Raw genomic sequence first — 25,763 nt, forward strand, 5'->3', positions numbered from 1 at the left:
TCGTACGAGGCAGATCTCACGTCAGTTTCCTTCTGGCGGTTTCCGGCAGGGCTCGGTCCGGGGGATCGCGGTCATCAGGAGGCGCTTGTCCGGTTTGCCGTTCGGCGCCGTCGGCGCCTCGTCGATGACGGTGATGGTCGCCGGTACGCACGCGTCACCGAGTCGCTCGCTGACCAGTGTCCGCAGCGAGGCAAGGTCGAGAGCCCGGCCCGCCACAGGGACCACGAAGGCGTGCACCGCCTCGCCGGTGTCCTCGTCCGGGGCGCCGAGCACGTACGCCTCCGCGATGTCAGAGGAAGCGGCCAGGACCCGCTCGATCGGACCGGCGTAGTAGAGGTTCGCGTTGACGATGATGACGTCCCGCGTCCGCCCGACCAGGTACAGTCGCCCGTCCCGATCGAAGTGGCCCAGGTCCCGGGTGCGCACCCACCCGTCGATGAACACCTCCGCGGTCTGCGTCGGTTCGGCCCAGTACCCGATGGCCTGGGAGGGCGTGCGGACGTACAGCTCGCCGTCGACACCGGGCGGGACGGGCCTGCCGTCCGCGTCCCGGATCACGACGTCGATGACGTCGGGCGGGAACCCGACCGAAGGGGCGACATCTGACGGCCTGGCCATGGAGATCGTGCCGGTCTCGCTCTGCCCGTAGCCCTGGAACACGATCGGGCCGAGCACATCGAGTGCTTCGCGGAGCCGGGACGCCTCCAGCGGCGACCCGGACACCATGAGCGCCCGCAGGCTGCTCAGGTCGGCCGGGGCGCTACGCTGCGCGGCGACGAGTTCGTACAGGCGGGGCACGGTGATGACGCTGGCGGACGCCCGATGTCTGGTGATCGCGTCGGGAAACATGGGCGGGTCGGCGACGACCATGGTCCCGCCCGCGGCAAGGGTGAGGACACCGTACTCCATCATCACTTGGCTGCTCAGCGACCCGAATACGAGGTAGCGCCGCAGGCGGGAGGCCAGTTCTCGGATCGCCGGCGGCCACGCCGCCGGGCGGGCCGTCCACGCCGCGTTCAGCGCGGCGTAGGTCTGTGCGCATGCCTTCGGTGTGCCGGTGCTGCCGCTGGTGTAGACGAGCCGGGCGACGTCTTGCGGGTGGCCGGACAGGTGCAGCGGACCGTCCTCGTCGGGTGCGGCCAGCAGCTCGGAGACGGTCAGCGTGCGCGGAGCGTGCTCCGGCCCGGTGGCCGCGTCGGTCACGACCGCGGCGACGTCCTGGTGGAGCACGTGGCGCAGCTGGTCGTCGGACAGCCCGGGCCGCACACCGACGACCCGAGCCCCCACGACGTAGCCGGCGATCATCGCGGCGAACGCTTCGGCAGTGACGCCCAGCAGCATGGCGAGGCCATCCCCTGGCCCGATGGCCGCCGCGCGCAGTCCGGTGGCCATCCGCCGGACGAGGTCGAGCATCTGCGCGCCGGTGACGGTACGGGCACCGTGCTCGAAGACGGATCGGTCCCCGGCCGCGCCAAGAAGGTCCAGAATGGAACGCGGGTAGGGCTCAGCCGGCGTCGGCAAGGCACTCCTTGACGAAGACGGCCAGGGGCTGCTGGTGCACCGCCGGCAGGTTCCACTGGTTGTCCAGGTTCTCGGCGAGGTGGTGGACGCCGGTCGGCGTCCCCTCTCGGTAGTGCCGCACCACCGGGTGCAGGTAGTTCGCGTCGTGAGCGTTGGCGACGTCGTTCTCGACGACCCTCCGGATCGAGATGTCGAACGGGTCGACGGCGTCGTGATCCTTTCCGTACTCCAGGGTGATGACGAACCTGTGCCGGCCACGGCCGAGGCCGCCGTCGGCGGCGTACGCCACCGGGACCTCCTCCTGGTACAGCGCGGTGTCGCCATCCACGGTGACCACGTCGCCGAGCACGCCGAACTGCTGCCACAGCGCGGAAGAGCGGTTGACCCGGGCGGTGATCGCGTCGCTGATCGCGTCCGGGGTCGGCTCGATCTTCCTGGCAGGCCAGGTCCCACCGTGGTAGCGGGTGGCCAGGATCCGGTGGAGCGCACGCACCCCATAGCGGAAGCCGTGGATGAACCCGCTCGTGGACTTCTTGAAATCGCGCTGCTGGGTGAGCGTGCCGGCGAAGTACAGACCGGGCACGGTGGTCGATTCATACGCTGACGTCTGCTCGGGGAAACGGTCGTTGATGACCAGCGCCGGCCGGCAACTGTCGTCGAACGCCGAGGCGTCGAACCGGAAACCGGTGCACACGATCACCCGGTCGTAGAACAGCTCGCGCAGTGCTTCCACGGTACGGGCGTAGCGGAACATCACCCGGTAGCGACCGTCATCACGGCGTTCGATGCTTTCCACCGTGCCATCGAGGACCGTGTTCTGGGACTTCAGCTGGTAGCTGTCGAGGAAGTTGTTGTTGACCGCGCGTAGATGCCCGACGAAGTGCGACTGCCAGGCCATCTTGATGGAGTGCGGCCCGGCGACGTGGATGACCGCCGCCTTGTCCATGAGTGCCTCGGCGGTCTCGAACCCCGAGTTGCCCTTGCCGATCACCAGGACCCGCTGGTCGACGAAGGACGCCGGGTCGGTGTCGAACGTGTCGTAGCGTTCTGTGGCCTCGATGCCGGGGATCGGCGGGACGTACGGCTGGGAGACGCCAGTGGCCACGACCAGCCGCCGGCCCCGCCATGAACGTCCACCGCGGTCGACGGCGGTGAACCCATCGTCGTCCCGGCTGATCCGGGAGACGTGGGTGTCGTAGTGCACCCGGACGCCGGTCGCCGACGCGAAGTCGGACAGGTAGCGCACGAGATCGTCGGCCTGCGGGAAGTACAGTTCGGTGTACCGGGTGAACAGCAGCTCCGGATCGTCGCTGAGCAACGAGTTCCAGTCCATTCGCAGCCGCAACTCCGGGTCCTCGTACCCGGTGTGCACCTTGTTGATGGAGATCAGCTGGCGGTGCCGTGGGAACCGGGTGAAGAAGGTACCCGGCCCGGCTCCGCGTTCCAGGACGACATAGTCGTGACCGCCCAGTTCCAGCAGCGCGGCGAGCTGCAGCCCGGCCGGTCCGGCCCCGATGATCAGGTAGTCATGCGCCATGATCCGGAAGCTACGGACGGATTCTCAGAGGATTCTGAGAATCCACCGTCTATGGTCCGGGCATGCCCGCTGTCGAAGGCTCCATCAACCTCAGCGCCCCGCTGCGCTCCGCCGACCTGCACCGCGCCGCGACACCGGTGTCCGTCGTGGTCGACGAGGCCGTCCGCGGCCGCGTCGAGCGCGGTCGTGACCACCTGCGCGGCGTGCTGAGGGAGGAGGAACGCCCGGTCTACGGCGCGACCACCGGCTTCGGCGCCCTGGTCGGGTTCGCCGGCCGGGACGAGCAGGCGGACCAGTGTGACAACACCCTGGCCCACCTCGGTGCCGGCCAGGGACCGGATCTGGCCCATGATGTGAGCCGCGCCGCGATTCTCGTGCGCGTGTGGTCTCTCGCCCAGGGACTGTCCGGGGTGTCGGCTCACGTGGTCGACGGGCTGGCCGCGATGTTCGCCACGACGTTCGTTCCGGTGATCCCACGCTACGGTTCGGTCGGCGCGAGCGGAGATCTGATCCCGCTCGCCTACGCCGCCCAGGCATTGCGTGGCCGGGGACAGGCGTCTGTCGACGGTCGGCGGATGCCTGCGGCCGAGGCGTTGCGCCATGCTGGGCTGACCCCGTTGACGCTCGACGGCCGGGATGCCCTCGCGCTCGTCAACGGCACCTCCCTCACCACCGCCGCGACCGCCCTGGCCCTGGACAGCATCCGGTCCTCCCACCGCGCGATACAGGCGCTCACCTGTCTGCTGGTCGATCTGCTCGGCTGCGACCCGGGCTTCCTCAACCCGCGTCTGCTCGACGCCTATGGCCATCCCGGCGCGATCGACGTCGCCGACGGCATGCGCAAGACCCTTTCCGGGATCAGCCCGGCCCGCACACGTGCGCTGCAGGAGCCGTACAGCATCCGCTGCTCCCCACAACTGCTGGGCGCCGCCGAGGACGCCCTGCGGTACGTCAACGGTGTCGTCGAGGCCGACCTGTCCAGCGTCAGCGACAACCCGCTGTTCTTCCCCGACGACGACCTGGTAGTGCACGGCGGCAACTTCTTCGGACAGCCGGCCGCGTTCGCCGCCGATGTCCTGGCGATGGTCACCGCTCAGCTCGGCAACCTCACCGAGCGGCAGCTCGACCTCCTCGTCGACCCGGCCCGCAATGGCGGGCTACCCCCGATGCTCGCCGCCGGACCCGGCCGCCAACACGGGATGCAAGGCGTACAGCTCGCCACGACCGCGTTCGTCGCCGAGATCCGCCGCGCTGCCGTTCCGGCCAGCATGCAGAGCCTGCCGACCAACCTGCATAACCAGGATGTCGTGCCGTTCGGTACCCAGGCCGCCCTTCGCGCCTATGACATGGCCGCCCTGCTGCACCTGCTCTGCGGCTCGCTGGCGGTGGGACTGCGGCAGGCAGCGTACGTTGGCGCTCGCCGCCCCACGGCCCCAGGCTGCGCGGCACTCCTCGACGCTCTGGTCGAGGCGATCCCTCCCGTCGATCCCGACCGCCCGCTGGACGCCGATGTCCGCAAGGCCGGTGAGTTGCTCACCGCGATACTCCCTTGAGGACCCGCCATCCTGTGCGGCAGAGCCCCGGGGATGGCGGACGGCGCCTCGTCTCGCATTCACGGTTGGTACAGCCCGGCCTGGCGGCACTCTTGCTGGAGATCCACACGCGAAACCTTCCTTCTCCGTTGCCGATAAGGCCCTTGCTCCGTTGGGAGCGGTCGCGCTCGCCCAAGCGGTTGACTACGTCTGGGTGATGAGCGCGGTCGCCACCGCCTGCGCAATCGCCGCGTTGGCCTTGGTCGCCTACCATCGCATAGAATTTCGATAGATTTCGAAGTAAGGGGTTCTGCATGACCGCCGCCACGATCCAGTGCTGCGCGCCGATCGCGCGCGAGTCGCTGTCGGAGAGTGACGCCGTCGAGCTCGCGACGCTGCTCAAGGCCGTCGCCGACCCCGTACGGCTGCGCCTGCTGTCCATGATCGGCTCGCACGTCGGCGGCGAGGCGTGCGTGTGCGACCTGACCGACGCCTTCGACCTGACCGCCCCCACCATCTCCCACCACCTCAAAGTGCTGCGCAGTGCCGGCCTGATCGACGGCGAACGCCGGGGCACCTGGGTCTACTACCGGATCCTCCCCGAGACGGTGAACAAGCTGGGTGCTCTCTTTGCGCCGCTCACCGAGCCCGCGCCCCACAGGCCGGTTGAGCTGGAGCTCCCTCCCGTATGACCGAACATCCGCGCGCGGTCGATTTCCTGGTCATCGGCGGCGGACAGGCGGGTCTGGCGGCGGGCTACTACCTGCGCCGGGCGAAGGCCGACTTCGTCATCCTCGACGCCCAGGACCGACCGGGTGGTGTGTGGCGGCACGCCTGGCCGTCGTTGCGAGAGGACAGCAGGGGTATTGGAAGCGGCTCAGCGCAAGGCCGATGGCCGGCAGGACTGCGGTGAGGATCGGCTGGTTCACGCCTCGAGCTCTTCCCAGGCCGTGAACGGGGTTGTGAACCCGTCAATGCGCTAGTCGCGCCGCTGCTGTTACGGTAGGGCGCGGTGCGCCGGGAAGTCTGGTCGGCAATGTCTTGCTCGTGGAGCTTCACGAAAGCGTTGGTGACCCCTGATGGCGACCTTGTTGACGGCGTTCGCCGGCCTGCTCCTGCTGGCCGTGCTGCTGTCCAGCTTGGCTCATCGCACGATCCTGTCGACTGCGGCGCTGTTCCTGGTGGCCGGGTTCGTCCTGGGCGACGGCGTGCTGGGTGTGGTCTCGCTGACGGCCGATGACCCGCTGGTCGGCTCGCTGGCCGAGCTTGCCCTGTTCGCGGTGCTGTTCAGCGACGGCATGCGGGTGGGCTGGGCCGAGCTGCGCAGTGCCTGGCGGCTGCCGGGGCGGGCGCTCGGCTGGGGGCTGCCGCTCACCCTGGCCATCACCGCGGTGGGAGCGCACTATCTGCTCGGGCTGGGCTGGATCGAGTCGCTGCTGATCGGTGCGATCCTGGCGCCCACCGACCCGGTGTTCGCCGCCGCTCTCGTAGGCAATGAGAAGGTGCCGCCGCGGCTGCGACAACTGCTCAACGTGGAATCGGGCGTCAACGACGGGCTGGCTCTGCCGTTCGTCATCCTCTTCCTGGCCATCGCCGTCGGCTCGGGCGACCTGCACCTCGGTGAGTTGGGTCTGGAACTGGGTCTCGGAATCGTGATCGGGGTGGCTGTCCCGTGGGTAGCGATCAAACTGGAGCAGACGCGTTGGTTTTCCGCCTCCACCCAGTACGAGCCGCTCAACGCCCTGGCCATCGGCCTGCTGGTCCTGGCCGTCGGTAAGGCCACGCACGGCAACCTGTTCCTGGCCGCCTTCTCCGCCGGGATCACGGTGGCGACCTTCGGCCAGCGGCAGCGGGAGTCGTTCGAGCACTTCGGCGAGCTCATCGCCGAGCTGTTCAAGCTCGCGGCGCTGCTGGTGTTCGGCGCGCTCATCACCCCGGCGCTGCTCGGGTCGGTCGGCTGGACAGGGTGGCTGTTCGCGATCGGGGCGCTGGTGCTGGCCCGCCCCTTGGCGATCTGGCTGTCCTTCCTGCGCTCCGGATTGTCCGTACGCGAGCAGGCCGCGGTCGCCTGGTTCGGGCCCAAGGGCTTCGCCTCGGTCGTGTACGGCCTGCTGGTCCTGGGCTCCGGCATCGCTGCGGCACAACAGGTGTTCCAGCTGGTCGCGGTCACGATCGTGCTGTCGATCCTGCTGCACTCCTCCACCGACATCGTGGTGGCCCGCGGCTTCGACGACGAGCACGACGTGCCCGCCTGGTTCGGGCGGCTGCGCAGGCGTGCGAGCGAGTCATGAGGCGGACATCAGCCCTGCTCGAGCGCTTCCGGCACCCTGCGCAGGTGATCGTCACCGGGTTCGGGGGCGCGATCCTGCTCGGTACGGTGCTGCTCGCCTTGCCGATCGCCACCGCGTCGGGCGAGTCCGCGGGTTGGCTGGCCGCACTGTTCACCGCCACATCCGCCGTGTGCGTCACCGGTCTGGTGGTGGTGGACACCGAGACCCATTGGTCGGTCTTCGGCGAGGTGGTGGTCGCCGGATTGATCCAGATCGGCGGGCTCGGCATCATGACGCTGGCCACCTTGTTCACCGTCCTGGTTGCCGGTCGCCTCGGGCTGCGAGCCAGGCTCTTCGCGCAGGCCGAGACCAAGACGCTCAGCATGAGTGATGTCCGGCACGTCGTGCGGCGGGTCGTGCTGTTCAGCCTGGCCTGCGAAGCCATCGCCGCGGTGATTCTCACCGCGCGGTTCTTACTCGGGTACGGCGAACCGTTCGGACGGGCTGTCTACCTGGGTGTCTTCCACGCGATCTCGGCCTTCAACAATGCCGGTTTCGCGCTCTGGCCCGACAACCTGATGCGGTTCGTGACAGACCCGTGGATCTGCCTGACCATCGCCACCGCGGTCATTGTGGGCGGGCTGGGCTTCCCGGTGGTGTTCGAGCTGTTTCGCACGTGGCGCCACCCCAGCCGCTGGTCCGTGCTCACCCGGATCACCGTGAGCATCACCGTGATCCTGCTGGCCGCCGGCACGCTGGTCTTCCTGATCGCCGAGTGGCGCAATCCCGGGACCCTGGGCAGGCTCGATGATCCGGGCAAGCTGCTGGCGGCCTTCTTCACCGCCGTCATGCCACGCACAGCGGGCTTCAACAGCCTCGACATCGCTGCCATGTATCCCACAAGCTGGCTTGCCACCGATCTGCTGATGTTCATCGGCGGAGGGAGCGCGGGTACGGCGGGCGGCATCAAGGTCACCACGTTCGGGCTGCTGGCCTTCGTCATCTGGGCCGAGATGCGCGGTGAGAACGAGGTGAACATCGGCCACCGCCGTCTGCCCGAGACCGTCCAGCGCCAAGCCGTCTCGATCGGCCTGATCAGCGTCGCCTTGGTCGCGGTGTCCACCTATGCGCTGCTGGCGCTGACCCCGCACAGCCTGGACCAGGTGGCGTTCGAGATCGTCTCGGCCTTCGGAACAGTCGGGCTGTCGACCGGCATCACCGCGGACACAGGTACGGCCGGTCATCTGCTGCTGGTGCTGCTCATGTTCATCGGCCGGATCGGCCCGCTCACGCTGGGTTCGGCCCTCGCACTCAAGGACCGCACACGCCGCTACCAGCTTCCCGAGGAAAGGATCATCGTTGGCTGACAGGAACAGCGATCCCGTCGTCGTCATCGGCCTCGGCCGGTTCGGTGCCGCACTCGCTCTCGAACTGACCCGTCGAGGCGCCCAAGTGCTGGCCATCGACAACCGAGCCTCGATGGCGCAGCGCCTGTCCGGGCAGATCACGCACATCGCCACCGCCGACTCCACCGACATGGAGGCACTGCGCCAGCTCGGCGTACCCGACTTCTACCGAGCCGTGGTCGCGATCGGGAGCGATCTGGAAGCGAGCATCCTGACCGCCTCCTTGCTGGTAGAGCTGGAGATCGACGACATCTGGGCCAAGGCGATCAGCCGGCAGCACGGCCAGATTCTGCGCCGCATCGGGGTCCACCACGTGGTCCTGCCCGAGCACGACATGGGAGAGCGAGTCGCTCACCTGGTCAGTGGCCGGATGCTCGACTACATGCAGGTCGATGAGAACTTCGCTCTGGTCAAGACCCGGCCACCCCGGGAGTACATCGGGGTGCCGCTGGGCGAGTCGAATCTGCGCCGCAAGTACGGGGTCACCGTCGTCGCGGTCAAGAGCGAGGGCGAGGAATTCACCTACGCCACCGCCGAGACCGAGCTCGGCTACGGCGATGTCATCATCGTCTCCGGCCGGACCGAACAGGTCGAGCGCTTCGCGGAACAACCGTGACGACGTGGGCAGAAGCCGGGGTCAAGAAAACATGGGGATTCTTCCGTCGCAGTGTCCCCATGCCGCGTAGGAAATCCGTAGGGGAGCTCTAGCGCCGCCCGATGGGCGCTGTTACCGTCAATCTCGGAGCGCCGGGAAGTCTGGTCGGCAACGTCATATCCGACCGGCTCAGGGAGGTGCCCATGGCGGGCTATCCTGCGGTGCTCATCAGCGGCCTGTCCAAGCGATTCGGTCACGTCCGCGCGCTGGACGGCTTCAATCTCACCGTGCGAACGGGAGAGATTCACGGCTTTCTCGGCCCCAACGGGGCCGGGAAGACCACGACCCTGCGCATCCTGCTGGGTCTGCTGCGAGCCGACTCCGGCCACGCCGAGCTCCTCGGCGGTCACCCGTGGCGCGACGCCGTCGAACTGCACAAACGGCTCGCCTACGTGCCCGGCGACGTCACGCTCTGGCCGACACTGTCCGGCGGGGAGACCATCGACCTGCTCGGACGGCTGCGCGGCGGGCTTGACGCCGGGCGCCGTGCGACGCTGCTGGAGCGTTTCGAGCTCGACCCCACCAAGAAGGGCCGCGCCTACTCCAAGGGCAACCGGCAGAAGGTCGCCCTCATCGCTGCCCTGGCCTCCGACGTGGAACTGCTCTTGCTGGACGAACCCACGGCAGGACTGGATCCGCTCATGGAGGCGGTCTTCCGCGAGTGCATCACCGAGGAGCGACGCGACGGCCGTACCGTGTTGCTGTCCAGCAACATCCTGTCCGAGGTCGAAGCCCTCTGTGACCGGGTGACCATCATCCGCGACGGCAGGGCCGTGGAGAGCGGGACGCTCGCCGAGCTCCGCCACCTGACCCGCACCACCGTCGCCGCCGAGCTGATCCGCCCGGCAGCCACGCTCGCCTCCATGCCCGGCGTGCACGATCTGGCCATCAGCGGCCCCCACGTGCGCTTCGAGGTGGACGCCGGCCAGCTCAACGACGCCGTCCGAGCGCTGACCGACGCCGGAGTCTCCAGCCTGACCTGCCAGCCGCCCACGCTGGAAGAGCTGTTCCTGCGCCACTACCAGAGCGTGGCCTCATGAACGCCTTCGCCGGAACCGGCGTGCTGGTCCGGCTCGCCCTCCGCCGCGACCGCGTGTTGCTGCCCGTCTGGATCGTGGTCGTCGCGGGCGTGGTCTTCGCCACCGCCTCGGCCATCGCCGAGGTGTACCCGGATCTGTCGCAGCGTGTCGCGTTGGGCGCCATGATCAGCGGCAATCCCGCCCTGCGGGCCCTGGCCGGTCCTGTGCTCGACCCCACCTCTGTGGGCGGGCTGACGGCCTGGCGGGTGACTCCGATCGCCGCCGTCCTGACCGGGCTGATGAGCATCTTGCTGGTGACCAGGCATTCTCGGGCCGAGGAAGAGGCCGGCCGCGCCGAACTGGTCGGCGCCGGCGCGGTGGGTCGCCATGCGCTTCCCGTCGCCGCCGTCATCGTCGCCGGCACGGCGAACCTGGTCATCGGCCTGGCTATCGCCCTGGGCCTGTGCGGGCAGGGCTTGCCGGCTGCGGGCTCGTTCGCTCTCGGCCTTGCCATAGCGGGGGCGGGCTGGGTGTTCACCGGTGTCGCCGCGGTAGCCGCGCAGGTCGCCGAGAGTGCGCGCACCACCAACGCCATCGCCGCCTCGGTTCTCGGCGCGGCCCTCCTGGTGCGCGCAGCGGGCGATGCGGCAGGTGCCGACGGCCTGGTCTGGCTGTCTCCACTGGGCTGGGCGCTGCGGGTGCGTCCGTTCGCTGGGGAGAACTGGTGGGTTCTCGCGCTGATCGCCGTGGCGGGCTTGGTCATGGTGGGGCTGTCCGAGGGACTGGTACGGCGGCGCGACATCGGGTCCGGGGTGCTCCCGCGGAGGCCCGGTCCCGCTACCGCCACCGGATATCTGCGCAGTCCCGTCGCGCTGGCCTGGCGGCTGCATCGAGGCGTTCTCCTCGGGTGGACGATCGGCTTCGCCGTCGCGGGGGCCGTGTTCGGGACCCTGGCCGAGAACGTGCGCGACATGGTGAGCGGCAACCCGCGGCTCGGCGAGCTCATCGCGCGGGTCGGCGGTGGTAACGCGCTGGTCGACACCTTCTTCGCCACCGAGCTGGGCCTCCTCGGGGTAGTCGCCGGAGGCTACGCCGTACAGGCGACGCTGCGCCTGCGCGGCGAAGAGGCCGCGATGCGCGCGGAACCGGTCCTGGCCAGAGGGGTGCCCCGATGGAGATGGCTGGCCGGTCACCTGGTGCTGGCTCTGGCCGGGAGCGCGTGGATCCTCATCCTTGCGGGCCTGGCGGCGGGACTCGCCCACGGATTGCGCATTGGTGACCCGCTCGCGCAGTCCCTCCGCATTCTTGGCGCGGCGCTGGTGCAGGTGCCGGCGGTTTGGGTGCTGGCGGGGCTGGCGGTGTTGTTGTTCGGGCTGTTGCCGAGGCTGACCGCGTTTGCCTGGGCGGCGCTGGTGATGTTCGCGCTCCTGGGCCAGTTGGGGCAGCTGCTCCAGATCGATGAGCGCATCCGGAACCTGTCGCCCTTCGCTCACGTGCCGCGACTCCCCGGTGAAACGGTCACGGCCGCGCCTCTACTCTGGCTTGCGGCCATCACCGCGGCGCTCGTTGTAGCCGGAGTCGGCGCCTTCTACCGGCGTGACCTGAGCAGCGACTGACATGGTCATCCTCGCGCTGCTGAGCGTGCTCGGGCTGATCGTGCTCGCGGTGGCCGCCGATCACCTGGTGCTCGGCTCCGGGTGGCTGGCCGAACGGTTCGGAGTGCCGCCTGTCGTGGTGGGCGTCGTGGTCATCGGTTTCGGCACCAGTGCCCTGGCAATGAGCTTCTCGATGCGGGCTCGGATCTCATCGCGGATCGGCCGCACGGCCTCGATGCCCTGCCCGGCGGGGTCGTCGAGCTTCCAGTCCTCATAACGCTTACCGGGGAAGATGGGGCAGGCGTCGCCGCAGCCCATCGTGATGACCACATCGGAAGACTGCACCGCCTCGAGGGTGAGGGTCTTCGGCTGGGCGGCGGTGATGTCGATGCCGACTTCACGCATGGCCTCGATCGCGACCGGGTTGATCTGGTCGGCGGGAGCGGATCCGGCCGAGCGGACCTCGATGCGGTCGCCGGCCAGGTGGGTGAGCCATCCGGCGGCCATCTGGGAGCGTCCGGCGTTGTGGACGCAGACGAACAGCACGCTAGGCATGGGTGATCTCCTTCGAGGGGAACAGACGGCGGCCCCACAGGCCGACGTAGACCAGGGCGACCAGGACGGGCACCTCGATGAGCGGACCGACGACCCCGGCCAGGGCCTGACCGGAGGTGACGCCGAAGACGCCGACCGCCACAGCGATGGCGAGCTCGAAGTTGTTACCAGCGGCGGTGAAGGCGAGGGTGGTGGTCCGGTCGTAGGGCAGGCCGATCGCTCTGCCGAGCAGGAACGAGCCGCCCCAGATCAGGAAGAAGTAGGCCAGCAGGGGCAGGGCGATCCTGGCCACGTCGCCCGGCCGCTCGCTGATGGTGTGCCCTTGCAGGGCGAACAGGATGACGATCGTGAACAGCAGCCCGTACAGGGCGATCGGGCCGATGCGCGGCAGGAAGCGGGTCTCATACCACTCGCGTCCCTTGGTTCGCTCGCCCAGTTTGCGGGACAGGTACCCGGCGACCAGCGGGATGCCGAGGAAGATCAGTACGTATTGGGCGATGTCCCAGGCGGACACGTCGAGCGTGGCCTGTGAGAGGCCGAGCCAGCCGGGCAGGACTTGCAGGTAGAACCAGCCGAGGGCGCCGAATGCGACCACCTGGAAGACGGAGTTGATCGCCACCAGGACCGCGGCGGCCTCGCGGTTGCCGCAGGCCAGGTCGTTCCAGATGAGCACCATGGCGATGCACCGGGCGAGGCCGACGATGATCAGGCCGGTGCGATATTCGGGCAGGTCGGGCAGGAAGGTCCAGGCGAGCGCGAACATCAGCGCGGGACCGACGATCCAGTTCAGCGCTAGGGAGGAGATGAGCAGGCGGCGGTCACCGGTGACGGTGTCGAGGCGGTCGTAGCGGACCTTGGCCAGCACCGGGTACATCATCAGCAGCAGCCCTAGCGCGATCGGCAGCGAGATCTCGCCGATCTTGACCGCTTCCAGGGCGCTGTTCAAACCGGGTACCAGGCGGCCGAGCAGCAGCCCGGCGCCCATAGCCAGCCCAATCCAGACCGGCAGGAACCGATCCAGAGTGGACAGGCCGCCGATCACGCCACGGTCGGTCGTGGTGGTACTTGACGTCATGGATGTTCTTTCAGACGGTGACAGGCGTGTTGAGCAGCCCGGACAGCTCGGCGAGCGCCTCCGGGACGAGGCGGTAGTAGACCCAAGAGGCGCGCCGCTCGGCGGTGAGCAGGCCGACGTCCTTGAGCACCTTGAGGTGGTGACTGATCGTCGGCTGGGACAACTCGAAAGCATCGTTGATGTCGCACACGCACACCTCGCCGCCCGCGTGGCTGGCCACGATCGACAAGATGCGCAGCCGCACCGGATCACCCAACGCCTTGAACACCCGGGCCACACCCGCAGCCTGCTCGGCGTCCAGCGGCTCGCGTGCCAGCGGGGGGCTGCACTCCAGGATCTGCAATGGCTCCATCGCCCCTCCATGAAATCGATGCATGTCTATATCGACAGTAGTCTATGTCAGCTCGCCCAGGAGGTCGCGCACCCGGGTGTCGACCAGCGCCTTCACGACCGCGGGTTCGATGCGGGCCGCAGGGTGCGAGCCCGCCGTGCGCACGTGGACCCGCCCCTGACGCGGAGAGTCCTGTCGACGGCATTCAACTCCGTCAATATTGACAAGCATCTATCTTCGCAGCCAGTGGCGCAGAATGAACAACGGGCAAACATCTCACGGGCGACGAGCCGGGCGATGGCGCGGGCGAGCGCAGTTACGCAGTGGGAGGGTCTGCCGTCGTGGTCGCAAACGTCGGTGGGATTGCTGAGTAGCCGCAGAGGTCGGCGGCTAGCTGAGCGGCGTCCCGGTCGATGGGTCTGCCCGCAGCCTCTTCTCGGGATCACATCCTCTAGTTCCCAGCGGCAACGCTGCGGCGTTCGATGAAGATGACGTCGCGCCAGACGCCTTGGTGGCGGCCGATGCGCTCGCGGGTGCCGACCACGCGGAAGCCAAGCGCCTGGTGCAGTGAGAGGCTGGCGTGGTTCTCGGGGAAGACGCCCGACTGGATGGTCCAGACACCTGCGTCCTCGGCGGCGGTGATGAACGCGGTGAGCAGCGCGCGGCCGATGCCGTGTGCCTGGCAGCCGGGATGGACGTAGAGGCTGTGCTCCACGACCCCGGCGTACACCGGCCGGGCCGACACCGCTGAGGCGGCCACCCAGCCGACGACCTGGCCGGTCTCGGTGTTGGTGGCCACGTAGCGCAGGTGCGGCAGCTTGGCGGCGGTGAAGCCCGCCCAGTTCGGGGCAATGCTCTCGAAGCTGGCCTGACCGGTGTCGAGCCCCGCCTGGTAGATGGCCAGGACCTGCTGGGCGTCGGCGTCGCGCATCGGACGGATCTCCAGGCCGGGCGAGATCGCCGGCTTGGTCGCCTGGATGATCGCGGAATGGACGCCGTCGCCGTGGTCGGCGGTCAGCGTGATCGAGGCGTCAACAAAGCCGGTGGTCAGTAGCAGGTCGCGATAGTCGGCGATGGTAAGGGATCCGGCGACACAGCCGATTCGTTGCTCGGCCGCCGCAGTCCGCTCCGGGTTCAGGACGCGGTCGGTGACGACGTCGCTGACGCCGAACCGGCCGCCGGGCTTGAGCACCCGGAAAGCCTCGGCGAGTACGGCGGCCTTGTCGCTGGACAGGTTGATCACACAATTGGAGATCACCACGTCGACCGCGTGAGGCGGCAGCGGGATCGCTTCGATCGTGCCGTGCAGGAACTCCACGTTGGTCGCGCCCGCCTGCTCGGCGTTGTGCCGGGCGAGTTCCACCATGTCACCGCTGGCGTCCAGCCCGTAGGCCTTGCCGTACGGGCCGACCCTGCGCGCTGACAGCAGCACGTCGATACCGCCACCCGAGCCCAGATCCAGCACGATCTGCCCAGCGCGCAACTCGGCGACGGCGACCGGGTTGCCGCAGCCGAGGCTGGCCCGCAAGGCGCCGTCGGGCAGCTCGGCGGTGTCGTCGTAGCCGGCGGTGCCGAAACGGCCCCGGTCGAACTCCTCGGTCGTGCAGTCAATGACGCTCTCGCCGGCCAGCACCGCACGGGCCAAGCCGGAATAGCGGTCAACGACCTCATCGTGCGCCATGGCGTGCTCCTCAATCGCAGGTGGGAGTGGCCGGGACCGGGTTGCCCATCACCACGTCGGCGGCGGTGGGGAAACAGCTCACACAGTTCTCGTTGATCCGGTACAGGCTGGACGTGCGATGCTTTTCGACCAGTACGAAGCCCACGTCGGCCAGGATCTTCAGGTGGTGGGAGACCGTCGACTGGCCCACCCCGGAGGCTGCGACGATCTCACCAACACTCATGGGCTCACGCCGCCTGGCCAGCAGCGACACGATTTGGATGCGTGTGGCATCGGCCAACGCCCTGAACCAGCTCGCGTACTCCTCGGCCTCGGCGCGTGCCAGAGGTCCCTTGTCATCTTCCATCGATTATCGACGATAAACGATAAATCCTGGGAAGGGAATCTCCCGTCTCGGGAAGGTTCGGCGAGGAGGCGTGGACTGCGAAGACCGCCTCCTCGCCCGAGCGGTCCCGTGGGCCTTCGGCACCTGGTTGATCGTTGCCTTAGATGCGACCGTCCTTCTCACATGAACACCCGGCTCGACGTCAGGCTGTCGTCTGACGCGATGTTGATCTGACGCGGATCGGGCGTAGCGCGGAGGCGCTGGGGCGGCTGCTCAGCGGTCGAGGAGTGGAGGCTGGGCGCGGAGGACTGCTTGTCGACCGTTCCGGTGCCATGGCGGCCGCGCTGCCGTAACTACTTTCGTCAGGGCGCTTGGGCGAATCTGATGTCACAGCAGAATGCGATGCTCGCCACCATGGGCGTGGCCGCCCAGGAAGGTCTTGACGCGGCGCCACCCTGGAACACCAGTGACCGGGGACGGGTGGAGGCCCGGCCCGTGGCGCCCACCCCTGTGATGCGGGTCCCCCGGGGCACAGTGTCGTGCTATCTCGCCTGAGGAGCGGCAGATCCGGAATCTTGGCCACCCGCCGCCGTGCTCAAGTCCTCCGGGACGTGCCCGCGCAGCAGACGTACGCCTACCGCGATGATCCAGCAGAAGCCGGTCAGCAGGGACAGGTGTTCGAGCAGACCGGCGGGGGCCGGTCGCCAGAGGCCGAGGGTGTCGAGGCGGTAGGCGATGCCGGCGGCGAACGCGAAGACGATGATCAGGGTGCCGGACAGGCGGGAAGAGACGGCCCAGCCGCGGCTTGCCGCTCCCAGCCGCCGGGCCAGGACGAACGCGGCGGCGCTGAGCCCGGCGAATAGCGCGAAGCCGGCCACCTGGTGGATGAGGCCGCTAGTGGTGACGCCGGCCGGCTGCCCGGGCGGGTAGCCCAGCGCGGGGTCGGTGGGCACCAACCCGGCCACGACCAGGCCGGCCGCGGCGGTTCCGAGCAGGATCGGCCCCCAGGTGGCGCCACGGCCGCCGTGCAAGGCCTGGCGCAGCCCGGCGGCGAAGGCCAGCAGCAGCAGCCCGCCGGCCACGAAGTTGATCGTCTGCAGCCACGCGCGCTCGCCGGTGCCGAGCTGGCTGGCGCCGTGGTGCCACAGGCTGTACCCGGGGCGTGTGGCGCCGTCGGCCCACAGCAGCATCGGCATCAGCACGCCGACGGCGATGCCGCTGCCGAGCAGCGGCTTGAGGGTACGGGGGGTCATCGGGACGTCCTCCTGTTCTCCGTGACCGCAGCGGGTCGCGGGCCGACCAGACTTCCCGGCTCACCATTGGCACGCCCCGGCGGGGACGCGTGCTTGATCAATACAGGCATTTTAGCGCATACTGAAATAACTGCAAGAGATGAGGATCGGGTGTGACCGAACAGGGATCATTGCTGGAGTGGGTGGAACGGGTCGCCATGTACCTGGCGCGCGACGGGGTGCCGCCCATCGCCGGACGGGTGCTGGGCTGGCTGATGGTCTGTGATCCGCCTGAGCAGTCCGCCGGACAGATCAGCGAGGCCATCGGTGCCAGCCGAGCCTCGCTGACGTCGAATCTGCGGCTGCTGTCCAGCATGGGCTTTTTGACGTGGCGGACCCGGCCCGGCGAGCGGACCGTCTATTACCGGATGGCCGAGGACGCGTGGGAGGTCGTGGTGCGCCGTCAGATCGCCTCGATCGCCTCGTTCCTGGACATCACACGTGACGGCCTGAGCTTGGCCGAGCCCGGTGACGAACGGATCCGGCAGGCGCACGCCACGTTCGAGTGGATGGCCAAGGTGTTCGACGATGCGCCCTCGCTGCGCATCGATGAGGAGGAGGCGACATGACCGGACGGGCCGTCGTGGTGGGCGCGGGCATCGGCGGGCTGGCCGCCGCCTTGGCCCTGCACCGGATCGGCTGGCAGGCGCTCGTGCTGGAGCGGGCGGCCGAGCTGGGCGAGATCGGGGCGGGCATGTCGCAAGCGCCCAATGCGCTGCGCGCGCTCGCCGAGCTCGGCGTCGCCGAACAGGCCCGCGTGGCCGGCGTGCCCACCGACGCCTCGGGCAACCTACGTGCCTGGGACGGCCGGTACCTGCAGCGCGCCCGGCCGGGCGATCCGCGTCCGCTGCTCGCCTTCCACCGCGCCGACTTGCACCGGGTGCTGCTGGAGGCGCTGCCCGCCGGATGGGTGCGCACCGACGCGGGGGTCACCGAGGTGCGGCAGGACGCGACATCGGCGACGGTCTCCTGCGACGGCACGCAGGTCAGCGCGGACCTGGTCGTGGCCGCCGACGGCCTCCACAGCACCGTACGACGCCAGATGTGGCCGGATGCTCCGCTGCCGCGCTTCCTCGGTCGTACCGCCTGGCTGGGCATCGCCGAGGTGCCCGGCCTGCCCGGCAGTGTCACGCTCGGCCCGGGCGGTTACGTCCTCATCCACCCGATCACCCGCGGCCGCGCGTACTGGGCCTACGTGACCACCGCCGACGCGCCGGGCGTCCGCTACGAGCGTGAGAAGGCCGAGGTGGCAGGCCGGATCGGCGACTGGCACGACCCGATCCCAGCGCTGGTCGAGGCCACCCCGAATGACGCCGTCATCCACATCGATATCCACCAGGTGCGGGCGCTGCCCACCTACGTCCGCGGGCGGATGGCGCTGCTCGGCGATGCCGCGCACGCGATGAGCCCCGATCGCGGCCAGGGCGCGGGCCAGTCGATCGAAGACGCGGTCGTGCTCGCCGCCGCGCTCGCCGGCGAGCCCACGATCGAGGACGCGCTGGGCCGCTACGACGCCGAACGCCGCCCGCGTACCCAAGCCACCGCCCACGGCGCCGCCAAGGATGGGCGACGGCTCACCTCCGAGGCCGCCCACCGGGCGATGGTGACCATGCTGCGCCTGGTGCCCGCTGCGTTGTGGCGCAAGGGCATCGCCGCCGACGGCAACGCCACCTGGCGCTGGCAGCCGCCCCACTTGCCGGCACCCGGCCGAGGGCTCTTGAGAAGCTAGGGGTTCTGGTACAGGTCAGGGATGCCGTCAGCGTCGGAATCGGCGATCTCAGCCTCGTGGATGCGCCGGTAGAGGCGGGCGCGCAGCCGCAAGATCACCATGGCCAGCAGCGCGGCGGCCGCGGCGAATGTTGGGCGCGGAGAAGATGTCAGTGACAGCGCCGACTTAATGTCAGCGCCACGCCCTATTCACCGATGCACATCACGATCTCGTCATCCGCCCCCTTGTTGTGGGGCCGGTCCCGCCACACCAGCAGCCGCACCAGCGAAAACCAAGATGGTGGATCTTCAGTGAAGATCCGACTGGACCTCGGTCAGTCGATGCCTTCGACGATGCGGAAGTCGCGCTCGACGCCGTCGGAGAGGGCGACCAGCGCCTCCTGATAGGCCGCACTCTCGTGCGCCGCGACGGCCTGCTCGAAGCTGTCGAACTCGATCAGGACGGTGCGCTCGGCGATTCCGGCGTCATGCGCCACGACCCGACCGCCACGGACGAGGACCCGACCGCCCCCGGCCGCGACGGCCGGACGGGCCAGCTTGTTGTAGGCAGCCAGCTTCTCAGGGTCTGAAATGGTGCGGTAGACGCTGACCCAGTAGCCCTTGGGCATGGAACCTCCAGTGTTGGGATGAGTGCATCTGACTTACGGGTTGGTCTCGGACGAGCGTCGGCGGGCGAGAGCGAGGCTTGTCAGCGTTGTGATCGCCATGGCGCCGATGCCGACCAGCGCCGCGGTGGTGTAGGCGCTGTCGTCGGGGAAGAGGTGGTCGGGGCCGGTGCCCGCGGCGAGGATCAGGCCGCCGATGGCGCTGCCCAGGGAGTACCCGACGCTGCGGACGACGTAGTTGAAGCTCATGGCGCTCGACGTCTCGCTCTTGGGGGTGACGGCCAGGATGATGCCGGGCATCGCGGCCGAGAAGCCGCCGACACCGAAGCCGAGCACGCCCATCGCCGCGAACAGTTCGGCCAGGTCCGACCGGGACGCCGCGAACAGGGCGAACCCGCCGCCGACCACGACGGCGCTGCCGGCCAGGAGCAGGGGGTCGGCGATCCGCGTCCGGATCCGCGGCGTGAGCTTGCCGGCGACGAACCCCAGCACCGAGAACGGGATAAGGACCAGCCCGGCGACGAAGGTGGTCAGCCCGAAGCCGTAGCCGGCGCCGTGCGGCGTCTGCGCGTACCGGGTGATGAGCGTGAGCAGGAGGTACATGCCGATCCCGCCGACGAACATGGCGATATTCGCCCCGGCGACCGCCGGGTGCCGCACCGCCCGCACATCGACCAGGGGCGTCTTACTGCGCAGCTCGATGACGGCCCAGACGCAGAGCAGCACCACTGCGACGACGGCGAGGCCCGCCGCCACGGCGAGGTGCCGGCTCCATAGATTCCGTTCGCCGGCGAGAAACAGCACCAGGAGCAGCGCAGCGGCCAGGACGACCGCGCCTGCCACGTCCACGGGGGCGGAGCGGCCTTCGGGGGCTTCGGGCATGGAGCGCCACGCGGTCAGGAGAGCGGCGGCGGTGACGACCAGGCCGAGGCCGTAGGCGGCCCGTACCCCGCCGAGCTCGGCGAGCAGTGCGGCCAGCGGGTAGCCGGCGCCGGCCCCGATGATCGATACGACCGAGATCAGGGCGATCGTGGCCGCGCTGCGCTCCTCGGGGAGGTGGTCACGGGCCACGCCCATCATCAGCGCCGTCAGACCGAGCCCGACGCCCTGGGCCGCCCTGCCGGCCAGCAGCCACGCGAACGGCAGCGGCAGCACGGTGAGCGCACTGCCGGCGACGACGACCGCCAGCGTGGCGAGAATCGTGGCCCGCCGGTGCGGGCCGGCTCCGAGCCGGCCCAGGACCGGCGTGGCGACGGCGCCGCTCAGCAGCGCGACGGTCAGCGTCCACTGCGCGCTGCCGAGCGAGACGCGGAACGAGGTCGCCACGCTGGTGATGAGCGGCGTCCCAAGGCTGGCGACCACCGCCACGACCAGAGCGATGAACATCAGGGAGGGGACCAGCAGCCGCGCCTCGGAACGCGCCACCGGGAACGCCTTCACCGCGTCCCCGCCGACCGGCTGCCCGGTCACTGCCTCGGCCCTTCGCGGTCCTGGCTTTCGAGCTCTGCCAGATGCTTCAGCGCCGGAAGGGCCGCCACCAGCGCCTCGACCTCGTCGCCGGTGAGCTCGCCGATCAACCGCTCGAACGCGTGGACGCCCGCCTGGCGCCGCGTCCGGACATAGGAGGCGCCTGCCTCGGTCAGGCACACCAGCGTGACCCGCTTGTCGGACGCGTCGCCCCGCCGCTCGACCAGGCCGGACTCCTCCATCACCCGGACCAGGGCGGTCATCGCGGGCTGGGTGACGCCCTCGACCGCGGCCAGATCGGTGATGCGCCGCGGGCCGGTCCGGTCCAGGGTGGCCAGGGTGGCGGCGGACGTCAGGCTCATGTCCCGGGGCAGGCGTCTCGCGGCCCTGGTGGCCAGGCCGTAGAGGGCTGCCCCGATGGCGGCGGACGCGCCAGGAGCGGTGTCTTGACGACTCACGCTCGAAGCATAGCATTTTTATATTCATAGTTTATGGAAATGGTCGGCCAGCCGGTTCAGCTTCGCCCGCAGCGGCTCCAGCTTGCCCCGCACCTCGACATCTACGAGAGGACCGTGTCGTCCCGCGACTGGATCGCTGGCTCGGCCGGCTCTTCGGCGGACTATTCGTTCAAGACGAACGTGCGGGATGTCGATGCCGTTCTGGCGGCCAGGGGTGTGGACCGGGCGCTGGTGGTGGGCTGGTCCTACGGGGCGTTCGTCGCGGCGCACTGGGCCAGCCGCAATCCCGGCCGTACCGTGGGCGCGGTCCTGGTTGACGGCGCGCAACCGTACGACTGGCTCGACGAGGCCATGGAGCAGCGGATCCGGAAGCTGTTTCGGCGGATGAGTCCGCTCCTGCCGCTGCTGCGCCCGACGGGCCTGACCCCGCGGATGAGCGCCGAACAGATCGCCAACAGCAACATCGAGATCGGCCGGATCGCCCGCGAGCGCGAGCTGGGCCCCGTGCTGGACAACATCACCGTCCCCACGCGGTATGTGGTCGCGTCGGGGGCGTCCCTCGGAAGCAAGGGTGATGAGCAGGAACTCATTCGCGCCAGCCTCACTCAGGTGGTCGAGCGCAACCCGAACATCAAGATCAGCGCGAAGGTCCCCAGCAACCACGGCGCCATCCTGCGTAAAGACTTCCGCGCCGTCGCCGACGCGGTCCGTGAGGTCGCCACCCTCGACCGCGGAAGGAATCCTCGCTGAGCAACCGAGCATGCCCGTCGCGAACCCCGCGCTGCTCCACAGCTTCCCCCACGCTGCGCCTGGCCGTACCGGCCGAAGAGGTCGGCCGGCTCGCAGTACTAGAGCCTGTACGGAGTTGAGATCAGAGGGATTGCCTGCGGCACGGTCGGCAATCCTGGTAGGCCATCGGGCATGGCGCGTGGAGATCTCACCGATGAGGAGTGGTCCTTGATCGAGCCTCACTTGCCGCTGGGTGAGCGGGGCCCGATTCCGGACCTTCGGCAGCAGTTCAACGCGGTGATGTGGCGGTTTCGTACGGGCAGCCCGTGGCGGGACCTGCCCGTCGAGTACGGGCCCTGGTCCACCGCCTACGACCGGTTCCGCTCCTGGGCGCTGAACGGCGTGTTCGAGCAGTTGATGCAGGCGATGATCGCCGAAGCCGCGGCCCGCGGGCAGACCGACCTCGATCTGGTCAGCGTGGACTCCACCACCGCCCGCGCCCACCATCATGCAGCCGGGATGGTCTTGGACGGTGAGCTGACCGCAGCGCTGCACGAGGCCGCCGAACGGGAAAAGGGGCTTCGTCAAAGGGGCAAAACGCCCGCGACGGCGACCCCGGCGGCGACGGGCGACGACTGATACGCCCCCGGTACCGTTCCGGCTGAAGGCGGCCAAGCTGGGCCGCTCACGGGGTGGGCTGAGCAGCAAGGTGCACCTGTCAGCCGACCGGCGATGCCGTCCGTTGTCCTTCGTCCTCACTGCCGGTCAGGCTGGAGACAGCCCGCAATTTCGCGCCGTGCTGGAGCGCATCAAGATCCATCTTCCTGTGGGCCGGCCACGGACCAGACCGGGTGCGGTGGCCGCCGACAAGGCGTACTCCTCCCGCGGTAACCGCGCCTACCTGCGCAGGCGCGGGATCAAGACGGTCATCCCGGAGAAGGCCGACCAGGCGGCCAACCGCAAGAAGCGCGGCTCCCGCGGTGGCCGGCCGGTCGGCCATGATCAAGATCTCTACAAGCTGCGCAACGCTGTCGAACGTTGCATCAATCGGATCAAGGAGTGGCGAGGGCTCGCCTTCCGCTTCGACAAGACCCCCGACAGCTACCTCGCCGGCCTTCACCTACGCGGAGCCATCTTGTGGATCCGAAGCCTCCAACCGGCCTGAAGATTCGAAGTCCGTACAGGTCCTAGCTTGCCGGGCAGAACACCGCCTTGACGGACTGGGAGACGGCCCGCATGGCCGCCTCCCGTTCCGATTCTCGGCCTGCCACCGTCGTGGAGACGGCGTACTGCAGGCGGCCGTCGGAGGAGGTGTAGGTGGTGGCGGCGAAGCCGGGCGCGGCGCCGCCGTGCCCAGGTAGCAGTTCGGGGTTGCCCGCGCAGGGGCCACCCGCCGGCAGCGGGGCCTGGCCGGGCGGCGGGTCGGTGATGACCTTCTGCAGGTCGGCGGGCAGCAGTTTGCCCTGCTGGAAGGCCCGCTGGAAGCGGCTGACGTCGCGCGCGGTGGAGACTACGCCACCGGCGGTGAGCAGAGTGCTGGCATTCAGCCGGTCGACGTCGCGCAGCTTGCCGGTCTCGTCGGCCCAGTAACCGTGCCCGTGCGGGCCCTTGATGCCCTGCGGCGGCTTGGTTGGCAGGTAACTGTCGGTCATCTTCAACGGGCCGAACAGGCGCCGCTCGAACTCGGCGGCCATGCTGTGACCGGTGACCTTCTCGATCATCATGCCGAGCAGGAGGTAGTTGGTGTTGGAGTAGTTCCACGTGCCGATCTCCACCGGCCGCTGCCTCTTGCGGGAGATCTCCAGCAGCTGGGTGGGGGTGTAGCGGGTGGTGAAGTCGAACGGCGCGGCGGGGAGGTATTCGGGGATGCCGCTGGTCAGGGTGATGAGGTGGCGGACGGTGATGTCGGACGCGTACTCGACCAGGTCCTGCTCGGCCACCTGCGGCAGAACCTCGCTGAGCTTGTCGTCCAGACTCAGCTTGCCCTCCTTGACCAGCTGCATCACGATCGTGGCGGTCATCTGCTTGGTCTGCGAACCGATCCGGTAACGGGCATCGGACGGAATCGTCCCGCCTTTGCCATCGAGCAGGCGCGCGCCGGCCGAGCCCTTGCCGATGCGCTTGCCGTCGTAGTACACCTCGCCGATGACGCCTACCACGCCCGGCGTCGCGGCCACCGCCTCCAACGCCTTCTGCACATCGGCGATCTTCGGTCTGCCGGCGCTCTCGGCCACGGTGGCCGTGGCCATCGCGGTGCCGGGGAGCGCGGTGGTCAAGGCCAGCACGGCACAGGCCAAACCTGCCATACGCGGAGCAGTAACTCGTATCACAAAGAGTTCCTTCCTTTTGGACGCGCCGGTGCGCTGGGCGGAGGCCATGCGAGGAATCTTCCGGCGCCGAAATGGTTCGAAGACCAGGTCTAGGGCATCGGCCGTTTCTCCGGCGTTTCCACTGTCCAGGCGAAGGACCCCGGGCATGGGAAGCAGGCACAACATCATGATCTGAACTTCGAACAGACCCTAGTAACACCGGGACACTGGCACGAGGCTGCCGGTGCCCGATGCCTCCTGTGATGTTGTCGTCTGCTCCCTCATCCTGTGCTGTTCCTCCCGGGTCGCCGAGACGTTGCGGGAAATCCGGCGCGTGCTGCGGCCGGGTGGTGAGCTGCGCTTCTATGAGCATCAGCGCTCGGACAGGTGGCCGGTCGCGTTGTTGAGCGGCCTGGTGACTCCCATCTGGTCGCGCGCCGCCGGTGGCTGCCATCCAGGTCGCGACATCCTGGCGGAGATGGAGCAGGCAGGGTTCGGAGCCGAGAGTTTGGACCGGTTCGTCTTTGGCGGCTTCGATCACGTCGTAGGAGTCGCCCGGCCTCGCTGACGTCCCATCGAGACGCATCCATACGTTTTCTTGACGTCCTGACCAGGCCAGGAAGCCCTTGGCCGTCAGTAGGGTGCAATGCGTATTTATGCGGTCTTGACGGAGAGGTGACCGGGATGGTGCTGGCGAAACGGCCGGCCGAGACGGAAGGGACTCTGCGTTCTTGGCTGCTCCAGGGCCTGCAGACCGACCGCAAGCAGATCGAGCACGGCCCGCACGTGAAGCATCCGTGGTGGCGGGTGATGTGCCTCACGGGCGTGGACTATTCTCCACGCTGGGCTACCAGCCGGGCATCGCCGCGCTGGCGGCCGGGCTGCTGTCGCCGATGGCGACCCTCTTGCTGGTCGTGCTGACGCTGTTCGGAGCGTTGCCGGTCTATCGGCGGGTGGCCGCTGAGAGCCCGCATGGGCAGGGTTCGATCGCGATGCTGGAGAAGCTGGCGCCGCAGTGATGGCTGGCCCTGCTCGGCGGGGTGTTCCTGATGGGGTTCAGCGAGGCGATCGGCATCGCCGTCCTGCTCGTCTTCGCCTACCTGGCACTCAACGCGGTCGTGATCGCGACCGCGCTCGTGCACGTCCTGCAGGCGCCGCAAGTGGTCGTGGACTGGCAGCACGCGCTGAGCGTGAACTACAGCAGCCCGCTGGCGATGATCGGGTTGTCGCTGCTGGTGATGCCCAAGCTGGCGCTTGGCATGTCGGGGTTCGAGACCGGTGTCGCCGTGATGCCGGTGGTCAAGGGTGACATCCAGCAGCGGATCAAGGGCACCAAGCGGCTGTTGACCGTCGCTGCCCTCATCATGAGCGTGTTCCTGATCTTCTCCAGCTTCGTCACCACCGTGCTCATCCCGCACCAGGAGTTCGAGGAGGGCGGCAAGGCCAACGGGCGCGCGCTGTGCCTACCTGGCCCACGACTATCTGGGCAACTGGTTCGGCACCGTCTATGACATCAGCACGATCGCGATCCTCTGGTTCGCCGGCGCCTCGGCGATGGCGGGCCTGATCAACCTGGTGCCGCGTTACCTGCCCCGGTACGGCATGGCGCCGGAGTGGACCGGCGCCGTGCGGCCCCTCGTGCTGGTCTTCTCCGCCATCGCGTTCGCCATCAC

26 protein-coding genes and 3 pseudogenes are annotated in these 25,763 nt (G+C 68.8%); 17 read left to right on the forward strand and 12 right to left on the reverse strand.

Features of this window, described 5'->3' with window-relative positions:
- Positions 1-21: 21 nt before the first annotated feature.
- On the reverse strand, positions 22-1,521 hold the full coding sequence (locus tag AB0H88_RS37275; RefSeq protein WP_357652958.1) for a fatty acid--CoA ligase family protein: 1,500 nt from the start codon (positions 1,519-1,521) through the stop codon (positions 22-24).
- Complete coding sequence (locus tag AB0H88_RS37280) at positions 1,505-3,058, reverse strand: NAD(P)-binding domain-containing protein (RefSeq protein ID WP_357652960.1); 1,554 nt, start codon at positions 3,056-3,058, stop codon at positions 1,505-1,507. The genes AB0H88_RS37275 and AB0H88_RS37280 overlap by 17 nt, the downstream gene beginning before the upstream one ends.
- A 62-nt stretch (positions 3,059-3,120) precedes the next feature.
- Between AB0H88_RS37280 and AB0H88_RS37285 the strand changes: the two genes are divergently transcribed.
- The 9 genes and pseudogenes from AB0H88_RS37285 to AB0H88_RS37325 form a co-directional block, all read left to right on the forward strand.
- A complete protein-coding gene (locus AB0H88_RS37285) occupies positions 3,121-4,611 on the forward strand; it encodes an aromatic amino acid ammonia-lyase (RefSeq protein ID WP_357652962.1) in 1,491 nt (496 codons plus the stop codon).
- Positions 4,612-4,904: 293 nt separating this feature from the next.
- On the forward strand, positions 4,905-5,282 hold the full coding sequence (locus AB0H88_RS37290) for a metalloregulator ArsR/SmtB family transcription factor (protein ID WP_357652964.1): 378 nt from the start codon (positions 4,905-4,907) through the stop codon (positions 5,280-5,282).
- Positions 5,279-5,440 (forward strand): annotated as a pseudogene (locus AB0H88_RS37295) (FAD-dependent oxidoreductase); the annotation flags it as partial. The gene AB0H88_RS37290 and the pseudogene AB0H88_RS37295, both read left to right, overlap by 4 nt.
- Positions 5,441-5,669: 229 nt before the next feature.
- Entirely contained in the window at positions 5,670-6,881 is a 1,212-nt protein-coding gene (locus AB0H88_RS37300; RefSeq protein ID WP_357652966.1) for a cation:proton antiporter, read from the forward strand.
- Positions 6,878-8,227, forward strand: a complete 1,350-nt coding sequence (locus AB0H88_RS37305; RefSeq protein WP_357652968.1) for a potassium transporter TrkG — start codon at positions 6,878-6,880, stop codon at positions 8,225-8,227. The genes AB0H88_RS37300 and AB0H88_RS37305 overlap by 4 nt, the downstream gene beginning before the upstream one ends.
- On the forward strand, positions 8,220-8,882 hold the full coding sequence (locus AB0H88_RS37310; protein WP_357652970.1) for a TrkA family potassium uptake protein: 663 nt from the start codon (positions 8,220-8,222) through the stop codon (positions 8,880-8,882). Before AB0H88_RS37305 ends, AB0H88_RS37310 begins: the two co-directional genes overlap by 8 nt.
- A gap of 182 nt (positions 8,883-9,064) precedes the next feature.
- Positions 9,065-9,961 (forward strand): ABC transporter ATP-binding protein, encoded by an 897-nt coding sequence (locus AB0H88_RS37315; protein WP_357652972.1) that lies wholly within the window; start codon positions 9,065-9,067, stop codon positions 9,959-9,961.
- Positions 9,958-11,556, forward strand: coding sequence for an ABC transporter permease (locus AB0H88_RS37320; protein ID WP_357652974.1), 1,599 nt, complete (start codon positions 9,958-9,960; stop codon positions 11,554-11,556). Before AB0H88_RS37315 ends, AB0H88_RS37320 begins: the two co-directional genes overlap by 4 nt.
- Before the next feature lies 1 nt (position 11,557).
- Positions 11,558-11,668 (forward strand): annotated as a pseudogene (locus tag AB0H88_RS37325) (hypothetical protein); the annotation flags it as partial.
- Here the strand turns inward: AB0H88_RS37325 and AB0H88_RS37330 are convergent.
- The 5 genes from AB0H88_RS37330 to AB0H88_RS37350 form a co-directional block, all read right to left on the reverse strand.
- The gene (locus tag AB0H88_RS37330) at positions 11,617-12,090 is read right to left on the reverse strand and encodes an arsenate reductase ArsC (protein WP_357652976.1); all 474 of its coding nucleotides are present in this window, start codon (positions 12,088-12,090) and stop codon (positions 11,617-11,619) included. The pseudogene AB0H88_RS37325 and the gene AB0H88_RS37330 sit on opposite strands and share 52 nt — an antisense overlap.
- A complete protein-coding gene (gene arsB / locus AB0H88_RS37335) occupies positions 12,083-13,165 on the reverse strand; it encodes an ACR3 family arsenite efflux transporter (protein WP_357652978.1) in 1,083 nt (360 codons plus the stop codon). The genes AB0H88_RS37330 and arsB overlap by 8 nt, the downstream gene beginning before the upstream one ends.
- Positions 13,166-13,175: 10 nt before the next feature.
- Complete coding sequence (locus tag AB0H88_RS37340; RefSeq protein ID WP_357652980.1) at positions 13,176-13,517, reverse strand: metalloregulator ArsR/SmtB family transcription factor; 342 nt, start codon at positions 13,515-13,517, stop codon at positions 13,176-13,178.
- Between the two features lie 430 nt (positions 13,518-13,947).
- Positions 13,948-15,177 (reverse strand): GNAT family N-acetyltransferase, encoded by a 1,230-nt coding sequence (locus tag AB0H88_RS37345; protein WP_357652982.1) that lies wholly within the window; start codon positions 15,175-15,177, stop codon positions 13,948-13,950.
- Between the two features lie 10 nt (positions 15,178-15,187).
- The gene (locus tag AB0H88_RS37350) at positions 15,188-15,523 is read right to left on the reverse strand and encodes a metalloregulator ArsR/SmtB family transcription factor (RefSeq protein WP_357652984.1); all 336 of its coding nucleotides are present in this window, start codon (positions 15,521-15,523) and stop codon (positions 15,188-15,190) included.
- 363 nt (positions 15,524-15,886) lie between these two features.
- Between AB0H88_RS37350 and AB0H88_RS37355 the strand changes: the two genes are divergently transcribed.
- Complete coding sequence (locus AB0H88_RS37355; protein WP_357652986.1) at positions 15,887-16,057, forward strand: hypothetical protein; 171 nt, start codon at positions 15,887-15,889, stop codon at positions 16,055-16,057.
- Here AB0H88_RS37355 and AB0H88_RS37360 read toward each other — a convergent pair.
- Positions 16,045-16,755, reverse strand: coding sequence for a DUF998 domain-containing protein (locus AB0H88_RS37360; RefSeq protein ID WP_357652988.1), 711 nt, complete (start codon positions 16,753-16,755; stop codon positions 16,045-16,047). The genes AB0H88_RS37355 and AB0H88_RS37360 overlap by 13 nt on opposite strands.
- A gap of 152 nt (positions 16,756-16,907) precedes the next feature.
- Between AB0H88_RS37360 and AB0H88_RS37365 the strand changes: the two genes are divergently transcribed.
- Together AB0H88_RS37365 and AB0H88_RS37370 are read left to right on the forward strand one after the other, a co-directional pair.
- Positions 16,908-17,363 carry a transcriptional regulator gene (locus tag AB0H88_RS37365; RefSeq protein ID WP_357652990.1) on the forward strand — a complete coding sequence of 152 codons (456 nt, stop codon included), beginning with the start codon at positions 16,908-16,910 and terminating at the stop codon, positions 17,361-17,363.
- Positions 17,360-18,523 carry an FAD-dependent monooxygenase gene (locus AB0H88_RS37370; protein WP_357652992.1) on the forward strand — a complete coding sequence of 388 codons (1,164 nt, stop codon included), beginning with the start codon at positions 17,360-17,362 and terminating at the stop codon, positions 18,521-18,523. The genes AB0H88_RS37365 and AB0H88_RS37370 overlap by 4 nt, the downstream gene beginning before the upstream one ends.
- A 313-nt stretch (positions 18,524-18,836) precedes the next feature.
- Here AB0H88_RS37370 and AB0H88_RS37375 read toward each other — a convergent pair whose 3' ends face one another.
- From AB0H88_RS37375 to AB0H88_RS37385, 3 genes are read right to left on the reverse strand one after another with little or no spacing between them, the layout of a single operon-like run.
- Entirely contained in the window at positions 18,837-19,130 is a 294-nt protein-coding gene (locus tag AB0H88_RS37375) for a DUF1330 domain-containing protein (protein ID WP_357652994.1), read from the reverse strand.
- A gap of 33 nt (positions 19,131-19,163) precedes the next feature.
- On the reverse strand, positions 19,164-20,597 hold the full coding sequence (locus AB0H88_RS37380) for an MFS transporter (protein WP_357652996.1): 1,434 nt from the start codon (positions 20,595-20,597) through the stop codon (positions 19,164-19,166).
- Positions 20,594-21,052, reverse strand: a complete 459-nt coding sequence (locus AB0H88_RS37385; protein WP_357652997.1) for a MarR family transcriptional regulator — start codon at positions 21,050-21,052, stop codon at positions 20,594-20,596. Before AB0H88_RS37385 ends, AB0H88_RS37380 begins: the two co-directional genes overlap by 4 nt.
- Before the next feature lie 33 nt (positions 21,053-21,085).
- Here AB0H88_RS37385 and AB0H88_RS37390 point away from each other — a divergent pair, with 33 nt between their 5' ends.
- Positions 21,086-21,802 carry an alpha/beta hydrolase gene (locus AB0H88_RS37390; protein ID WP_357652999.1) on the forward strand — a complete coding sequence of 239 codons (717 nt, stop codon included), beginning with the start codon at positions 21,086-21,088 and terminating at the stop codon, positions 21,800-21,802.
- A 171-nt stretch (positions 21,803-21,973) separates the two neighbouring features.
- Positions 21,974-22,946 (forward strand): annotated as a pseudogene (locus AB0H88_RS37395) (IS5 family transposase).
- Between the two features lie 22 nt (positions 22,947-22,968).
- Here AB0H88_RS37395 and AB0H88_RS37400 read toward each other — a convergent pair.
- Complete coding sequence (locus AB0H88_RS37400; RefSeq protein ID WP_357653001.1) at positions 22,969-24,087, reverse strand: serine hydrolase domain-containing protein; 1,119 nt, start codon at positions 24,085-24,087, stop codon at positions 22,969-22,971.
- A gap of 241 nt (positions 24,088-24,328) precedes the next feature.
- Here AB0H88_RS37400 and AB0H88_RS37405 point away from each other — a divergent pair, with 241 nt between their 5' ends.
- From AB0H88_RS37405 to AB0H88_RS37415, 3 genes are all read left to right on the forward strand, one after another.
- Entirely contained in the window at positions 24,329-24,658 is a 330-nt protein-coding gene (locus AB0H88_RS37405; protein ID WP_357653011.1) for a methyltransferase domain-containing protein, read from the forward strand.
- Positions 24,659-24,902: 244 nt separating this feature from the next.
- Positions 24,903-25,109, forward strand: a complete 207-nt coding sequence (locus AB0H88_RS37410; protein WP_357653002.1) for a hypothetical protein — start codon at positions 24,903-24,905, stop codon at positions 25,107-25,109.
- Positions 25,110-25,139: 30 nt separating this feature from the next.
- Positions 25,140-25,601 (forward strand): hypothetical protein, encoded by a 462-nt coding sequence (locus AB0H88_RS37415; protein WP_357653003.1) that lies wholly within the window; start codon positions 25,140-25,142, stop codon positions 25,599-25,601.
- Positions 25,602-25,763 lie beyond the last annotated feature (162 nt).

The organism is Nonomuraea sp. NPDC050680 (assembly GCF_040654555.1).
GTDB lineage: Bacteria > Actinomycetota > Actinomycetes > Streptosporangiales > Streptosporangiaceae > Nonomuraea.